This is a genomic window from Streptomyces sp. UH6, from assembly GCF_013421635.1.
In the GTDB taxonomy this organism is placed as follows: Bacteria; Actinomycetota; Actinomycetes; order Streptomycetales; family Streptomycetaceae; genus Streptomyces; species Streptomyces abyssomicinicus.
Genome location: NZ_JACADT010000241.1, coordinates 1 through 6,958 on the forward strand (window position 1 = coordinate 1; position 6,958 = coordinate 6,958).

5 protein-coding genes are annotated in these 6,958 nt (G+C 72.9%); 4 read left to right on the top strand and 1 reads right to left on the bottom strand.

Annotation, left to right across the window (positions count from 1 at the left end; all coding sequences use genetic code 11):
• Positions 1-229 precede the first annotated feature (229 nt).
• The 3 genes from HW445_RS14125 (at position 230) to HW445_RS14135 (ending at position 2,515) form a co-directional block, all read left to right on the top strand.
• Complete coding sequence (locus HW445_RS14125) at positions 230-934, top strand: VCBS repeat-containing protein (RefSeq protein ID WP_180221371.1); 705 nt, start codon at positions 230-232, stop codon at positions 932-934.
• A 23-nt stretch (positions 935-957) separates the two neighbouring features.
• Positions 958-1,308, top strand: coding sequence for a hypothetical protein (locus HW445_RS14130; RefSeq protein ID WP_180221372.1), 351 nt, complete (start codon positions 958-960; stop codon positions 1,306-1,308).
• 109 nt (positions 1,309-1,417) lie between these two features.
• The gene (locus tag HW445_RS14135) at positions 1,418-2,515 is read left to right on the top strand and encodes a MerR family transcriptional regulator (protein ID WP_180221373.1); all 1,098 of its coding nucleotides are present in this window, start codon (positions 1,418-1,420) and stop codon (positions 2,513-2,515) included.
• A gap of 442 nt (positions 2,516-2,957) precedes the next feature.
• On the opposite strand, the gene HW445_RS14145 is transcribed toward HW445_RS14135, so the two are convergent.
• Positions 2,958-6,281 carry a helix-turn-helix domain-containing protein gene (locus HW445_RS14145; RefSeq protein ID WP_180221375.1) on the bottom strand — a complete coding sequence of 1,108 codons (3,324 nt, stop codon included), beginning with the start codon at positions 6,279-6,281 and terminating at the stop codon, positions 2,958-2,960.
• A gap of 255 nt (positions 6,282-6,536) precedes the next feature.
• Between HW445_RS14145 and HW445_RS14150 the strand changes: the two genes are divergently transcribed.
• Positions 6,537-6,755, top strand: a complete 219-nt coding sequence (locus HW445_RS14150; protein ID WP_180221376.1) for a hypothetical protein — start codon at positions 6,537-6,539, stop codon at positions 6,753-6,755.
• Positions 6,756-6,958 lie beyond the last annotated feature (203 nt).

Sequence of the window (6,958 nt, forward strand, 5' to 3'; positions counted from 1 at the left end):
CGAGACCTTCTTCCCCGCCGACGCCGACACGGCGGCACTGCTGCGGGCGGCGGCACCGGCGGCCGAAGTGGGCTGAGGCGGGCCGGGGCGGCTGGGCCCGCGCACCCTGCCCCGCACCGGGCCGGATCGAAACGATCAGTTAGGCTCTGCCCCTTCTGTCGGTCAACTTCCTTTCACATAGGGGCAGATGATGCGCGGTAAGGGACGAACCGCCGGACGGGCACACGGTGTGCTGGCGCTCGCGGTCTCGACCACCCTGGTGGCCGGGTGCGGGGACGGCAGGGGTGATCCGCCGCCGCGGCCGACGGCCGGGCCGGCCGTCACGACCTGCGTGACCTCCTCCGGCGGCCTCGTGGCGGACCTGAACGGCGACGGCTCGCCCGACCGGGTCTCGCCCCCCTCCCTCACCGGGACCGACCTGGTCCTGACCTTCGGTGCCGACGACGGGCGGGAGACGCAGGTGGCTCCCCGGCAACTGGTCGGAGACCGCGGTGAGGACACGGACATCGTCGTGGCCGTCGTGGCCGACTTCGACCAGGACGGCTGGGTCGACCTCTACATCTCCGCCACCCGGGACTCCATCGGCGACGACCCTGAGCTGCCGAGCGTGTCCGAACTGCGGCTCGGACCCTTCTCGCCGCGCGGTCAGGGCCAGGGCGACCACCAGGTGGACCTGTACGAGCCGCACGCCGCCGCCGTCGCCGACTACGACCACGACCGTTACCCGGACCTCGCGGCGTACATCTACGAGGGCGACGGCGTCTACTCGACGGTGGCCCGCCTCGGCGGTGCGAAGGGACTCGACCGGAGTGCGCACGAGGAGAACCAGCGGTACGCGAAGCTGACCGAGCGGGGATCCGTCCCCGACGGCCCGGCCGTGACCGACTGGACGACGTTCCACCCCACCTGTGACGGCGACGACGCCCGGTCGTGACGCCCCGAGAGGAACACAGCCCCGTGAACAGCACGGAACCGCTCACCGTCGAGGAACTCGAGGAGCTCGAGGTGCTTTCGGAGGCGGCGACCCCGGGCCCCTGGCACGTCCGGTTCCTCGACGACGACCACGCCATGAACCTCGTCGCCAGGAGCACGATGCCCGACACCGGCCTCGGTGAGCGCTGGCCCCGCTTCGACCACCACGAGATCGTGGCCGCGACGCTGGTTCAGCAGCCCCGCTACGTCGACTGTGCCGACGAGCTGTGGGACGAGAACGCGCGGTTCATCGCCGCCGCCCGGGACGCTGTTCCCCGCCTCGTCGCGGAGATCCGCCGGCTGCGGGCACTCGAGGAGTCCCGGCCGCCGTCGTGAGGACGCGACGGGGCCGCTCCGTCGCGTCCGGCTCCTGCCGCCGTGGGCGCGGCTTGACCCTCACGTGGCGTCAGGCCGCATAGTCGCTGCCGTGGAGGATCACTGGACCGTGGGACGCGTGGCGGAGCTGGCCGGCGTGAGCGTCCGCACGCTGCATCACTATGACGCGATCGGGCTCGTCCGCCCGTCGTCCCGGACCGCGTCCGGATACCGGGCCTATGCGGCGGGTGACGTGGAGCGGCTGCGGGAGGTGCTGGCGTACCGGCGGCTGGGCTTCGGCCTGCGGGAGGTCGGGGAGCTGGTCGGCGACCCGTCCACCGACGCGGTCGCGCACCTGCGCCGGCTGCGCGCCCTGCTGCTGGAGCGGCGTGATCGCGCCGACGCCATGGTGACGGCCATCGACAGGGAGCTCGCGGTGCGGGCGAAGGGACTGAGGGTGACGCCGGAGGAGCAGCTGGAGGTGCTCGGTGCGCGGCTGTACGACAGGATCGGCGACGCCTACACCGCGACACGGCGTACCGAGCCACGGATCGCCGCGCAGATCTGGGACGCGCTCGGGGACGCGCGGACGGTGCTGAACGTCGGGGCCGGCACCGGCTCGTACGAGCCCGCCGATCGCGACGTCACCGCCGTGGAGCCGTCCGCGGTGATGCGGGCGCAGCGGCGTGCCGGGGCGGCACCGTGCGTGGCCGCCGCCGCGGAGTTCCTGCCGTTCGAGGACCGGTCCTTCGACGCCGCGATGGCCGTCTCCACGGTCCACCACTGGGGGGACCCGATGACGGGACTGCGCGAGATGCGACGCGTGGCCCGGCGCGTGGTGGTCCTCACGTTCGACACGGACGAGCCCGGATGGCAGGACCGGTTCTGGCTCACCCGCGACTACCTGCCCGAGTTCGCCGCCGTCCTCGCGGACTTCCCCTCCCTCGCCGCGATGGCCGACGCGATCGGCGCACGCGTCGAGGCGGTGCCCGTTCCCTGGGACTGTGCCGACGGCCTGTTCGAGGCGTACTGGCGCCGGCCGGCCGCGTATCTGGAGGACCACGTGCGCCGTGCGATGTCGGTGTGGACGAAGGTCGGGGCGGAGGCCGAGCGGCGGGCGGTACGAAGCCTCGGCGACGACCTCGACTCCGGCCGGTGGGCGGAGCGCAACAGCGACCTCGTCGGCCTCGACGCGGCGGACCTCGGCCTCCGCCTCCTCGTCGCCTGACCCGTGTCGCGCGTTCGGTGCCTCACCCCGGTGGGTGTCCAGCGGGGATCACGGTCGGCGGTCGATCGTGGTCACCGGGCCAGAGCCACAGGGTTCCGAGGGGGAACAGTGGGTCCTCCCCGGAGGGGTCGCCGAGCCGGGAGAGCCAGCCCATGACACCGGCCTCGCCATCGACTCTCACCGAGACCAGCGGGCACGCGGGACACGCCGACATCCTGCGCGAGCAGCTCGACGGATCGACGGGGACCACGGCCCGGCACGCGGCCCCCGCACCACGACGGGGCCTTCTGGGAAGCCCGGCGCGCGCAGATCGAGCGAGCCGCCGAAGCAGCCGCGACCGCTGAAGCCGCCACAGCTGCCGCAGCTACCACCACCGGCCTCGGCCCGGAGCGCCGGCCCTTCACGACACCGCGGGTTCGACCTCAGTAGCAACCGGGCCGGGTCAGTTGCCACCGGACCCGGCGGCACCGCCATCCGCGGCCAACGCCTGCCGGATGGTTCCGATCCAGGCATGGTCGTCGGCGAGTACGCCGCCGAGCGCCGACAAGGTGCGCTCGAAGGCCGCTCTGGCGTCTTCGGGCGTGAGCAGCCGGAGGTCGAGTCGGCACTGATCCCGCCGGAAGCCGGTCATCAGCGGTTCCTGATGGCGGGCGCCGAATGCGGCGGTCTCGCCTTCCAGGACCTGCTCGTACAGCCCCAGCGCCTCGGTCTTGTCTCCGTGCAGGTGGAGCATCCGGGCCAGGCAGAAGGCGGCGTTGCGGGTCCGCTTGTCGCCGGGGCCCAGAACCTGCGTGTAGGAGGAGACCACCTGCCGCAGTTCGGCCTGGGCCTCGTCGTGGCGCGCGAGCTCCTGCAAGGTGTGGGCCAGACAGTGCCGCTCGGACAGCACGACGGAGTCCTGCGGGTCCACGAGCTGGAGCCGGTCCTCGATCACCGCACGGATCTCGCGCTCGGCCTCTTCGGAGCGGCCGTCCTGGCGTATCAGGTCGCCGCGTTTGTGCCGGAGCCGTAGCGCCTGGGAGCACCGGGGGGAGCGCGCGTCATCGCTGTCGTCGAACCAGGTGAGGGAGGTGTCGAGGATTTCGACGGCGTCCGACCGACGGCCTTGGTGCGTGAGGTTGTCGGTCAGGCAGTGGGTGAGGTCCCAGTAGAGGCTCACACCCATTCCGTCCGCCGCTTCCAGGTCGTCGAGCACCGACCGGTATTCGACCTCCGCCTCGGCCCACCGCTCGGCAGCGTCGAACGCGTGCGCCATTTGATGCCGTTGATGCAGGGGAAGGAAACGGTGATCCCCTTGGGAGGCGACGTACTCGATCATGGCCCGGTACTCGGCGTTGCCTCCCGCCCCGTCGTGACTCCTGAGCGCGATCAGGTTGGCGAGTGATCCGTGGATGAGCAGGTTGTAGGTGTCCGCGGGTCGAAGCGTCCGACGACTCGCCATCAGCACCGCCCGCAGCTCGGCCTCCGTCTCGGCGTCGGACGCCTGGCCGCTCAGGTGCCGGGAGACCGCGAGGTCGTGACGGGTGATCAGTGTCTCCGGGTGATCCTCGCCCAGCTCGGCCGACTGCTCGGCCAGCAGTTCCTCGCACTTGCGGGCATGCGCCTCGGGGCGATCGCTCGCCAGGATCAGCTGGCTGGCCACGCCGTGCGTCAGCAGGGTGTAGGGATCGTCGGGGCCGAGTACACGGCGTCGGACCGCGCGCACCTCTCGCAGTTCGGCGACCGTGTCGTCCTCCGGCGCCTTGCCGTGCTCGAACCGGAAACACGCGAGGTCGTGACGGGTGATCAGGGTTTCCGGATGCTCCGGGCCCAGCCGCTCCACCTGTGCGGCGAGGACTTCCTCGTACTCCCGCTCCTTCTCCTCACCGCTGGGCAGGGCGATGAGAGCGCGGTGCCGGACGGAGAGCCTGGTGGGGTGGTCCGGGCCGAGGGCACCGCTGCGCTCGGTGAGGACACGCACCACTTCTTCGGCCGTGTCCGAGTTGGAGAAGACGTAGAAGGCGAACGCGGCGAGGCCGGCGCGCAGCAGGGGCAGCAGCACTCGTTCCGCGTCGTCCTCCGGTGCCGCGCCGAGGGCGGCCCCGACGTGGGGGGCCAGCAGCCGCCACCAGGACCAGTTGGCCGGCTGCTCGGGAGGGAGCGCGGCGCCCTCTTCCAGGATGCGGGCGACGGCACGCCAGATGGCCAGGCGGTCGGCAACGGGACCGTCCGCCAGTCGGAGCGCGTTGGCCTCGAGGACGAGCCGATGGCTGACGAGGCACGGGACGGGGTTCTGCTCGACGTCCGAGCCGTGGGGCCCGACATCCACGACGTCCACGAGACTCAGGTCGATCAGCGCTTCCAGGGCCCGGTCCGCGCGGCCCGGGTCCAGGGCGGCACCGCCCTCACCGGTCCGTCGGGACCTCTCGGCGGGGAAGACGTCCTCTGCCGCCGGAAGTGCCTCGGAGTGGAGCAACGCGACGGGGAAGGGCGACGGAGCGCCGCAGGACAGCAACCGCATGAGGAGGCGGGCCTCCGGCAGCCGCTGTTCCTCCAGGAGGTCGAGGGACAGCTCCCAGGTGCGTCCCACCAGGCGCCTGTGCATCTGCTCCGTCCCGGCGTCGTCGAGAGGGCGGCGCTCGCCCTCGTCGAGGAAGCCCGCTCCGGCCTCTCCGAGCGCCTCGGTGTAGGCGGCGAAGCTCCGCAGTCTGCCTCCGGGCCGAGAGCCTCGGTGGCGCAGCAGTCCGGCACCGCGGGCGGCCCTGGACAGGTAGGACCCCGCCAGTTTCAGCGCCAGCGGCAGTCCGCCCAGTCGCTCCGCGAGGACCTGGGCCTCGACGGGGTCGCCCGCCTCCCCGGCGAGGTCCAGGAGTACGTCCCGTCCGTCGAGCGGGCTGAGCACGTCGATCCGATGGGTCTCCGCCTCGTGTCCCCACACGTGCGGGTTGCCGACCCTCGAGGTCACCACGGTCATCCCCGCGCGGCTGGAACGCAGCCAGCCGGTGCCGTCACCAGGGACGCCGCTCTCCGCGGCCAGCCACTCCGGCTCGTCGGCGTTGTCCACCACCAGCAGCCAGGGCTGTACGGCGGCGTCGAGTTCGCCCCAGACCAGGTCGGTGGCGCTGAGCCGGCCGGACCACGCCGCCTCGACGGCCTCCTCGTCGGCACCGAGCTCGCGCGCGACCTCCCGCATGCCGATCACCAGCCGGTCCGGCGTGGACGCGGAAAGCCAGAAGACGCGGTACCCCCGGTCCCGGGCCTGCCGCGCCAGGTGGAGGGCCATGGTGGTCTTGCCGCAGCCGCCCATGCCGAAAAGGATCTGCGGTCCGCTCCCGCTCCTGCTCCCGCTCCCGCTCGCGCTCGCGCTCGCGCTCGCCGCGAGTCTGCTGCCCAGGAGGTCCAGCAGCTCGTCACGACCGCGTACCCGCAGCGGGAGTTCTCCGTAGGGCGGGCGGATGGAGAAGGTTCCGGGGCCCGTCCCGCCGGGTGCCGTGGGCGGTGCCGTCTCCTCAGGGCCGCTGTCGGGCCGGCCGCCCTCCCGGGCCGCCTGCTTCTCCTCCTCCACGGCGTTCCTGGCGGCTTCGTAGGCGGTGCGCCAGCCCCGGTCGGGGGCGACATCGCAACCGCGCAGGAGAGCGGCGAGCGTCTCCCACTTGGGCACGTGCCGGCCCGTCAACGCGTCGGAGATGGTCGTCCGGCTGATGCCCGTCCCCTCCGCCAGTTCCCGTACCCCGACGTAACCGGCCCGCTGCGCCACGGTCCTCAGACCGTCCGCCAGGTCCCGCACGGCCCGGGGCGCCTCAGGAACGGCCTTTCCGAATCCCGCCGCCATTCGGTCGCCTCCCCCTGTCCTGCCGGGCTCCGAGCTTATGTCCGTGTCCGCCCGGACGTCCCCCGGACGGCGGACAACACGTGTTCGGGCCGGTCCGCGGTGTCCTGTCCGGCGTTCGTCCGACGCCCGTTGGGGACAGCTGGACGCCTCGCTACCACAGAGGGGAGGCGGCCGACGGAGCCGCGTCACCCGAGGGAGAGGGCAGGGGACATGGAACTGGTCATGGCGGCGGTGGACTTCGTACGTGAGCACGCCTCCGAGCTGTCGGTGGGGATCGGGATCTGCCGGCTGGCCGTCGACACGGTGCGGGGCGTCCGGTCACTGGTGAGGCGGCACCGGACGAACCGGTCGACGCGTGAGGGTGAGGTGGACGGGGCTCGAGGCCCCCGCGGCGCCGGGGAGGGGGCGCACGACCTGCCTCCGTCCTGAGCGGGGCGGCCGGCCCCGCGGGCCCGGTGGACGGGGCTTCCTCCCCGGGCCCGCGGGGAGAGGCGCGTGCCACGGGTCCGCCGCACGCCGGGGCGGCTGCGAGGTTCGCTCCCGCGGATCAGCGTGGACGTCCGTTCCGTGGCTCTGCGCGGCCGGATCGGCCACGCCGCCGTCCGCCCTCGGCCGCCGTCCCTCCGCCCTCC

Coding starts and splice junctions, on each gene's coding strand:
- HW445_RS14150 (WP_180221376.1), top strand. CDS start 6,537: ATGGAACTGGTCATGGCGGCGGTGGACTTCGTACGTGAGCACGCCTCC.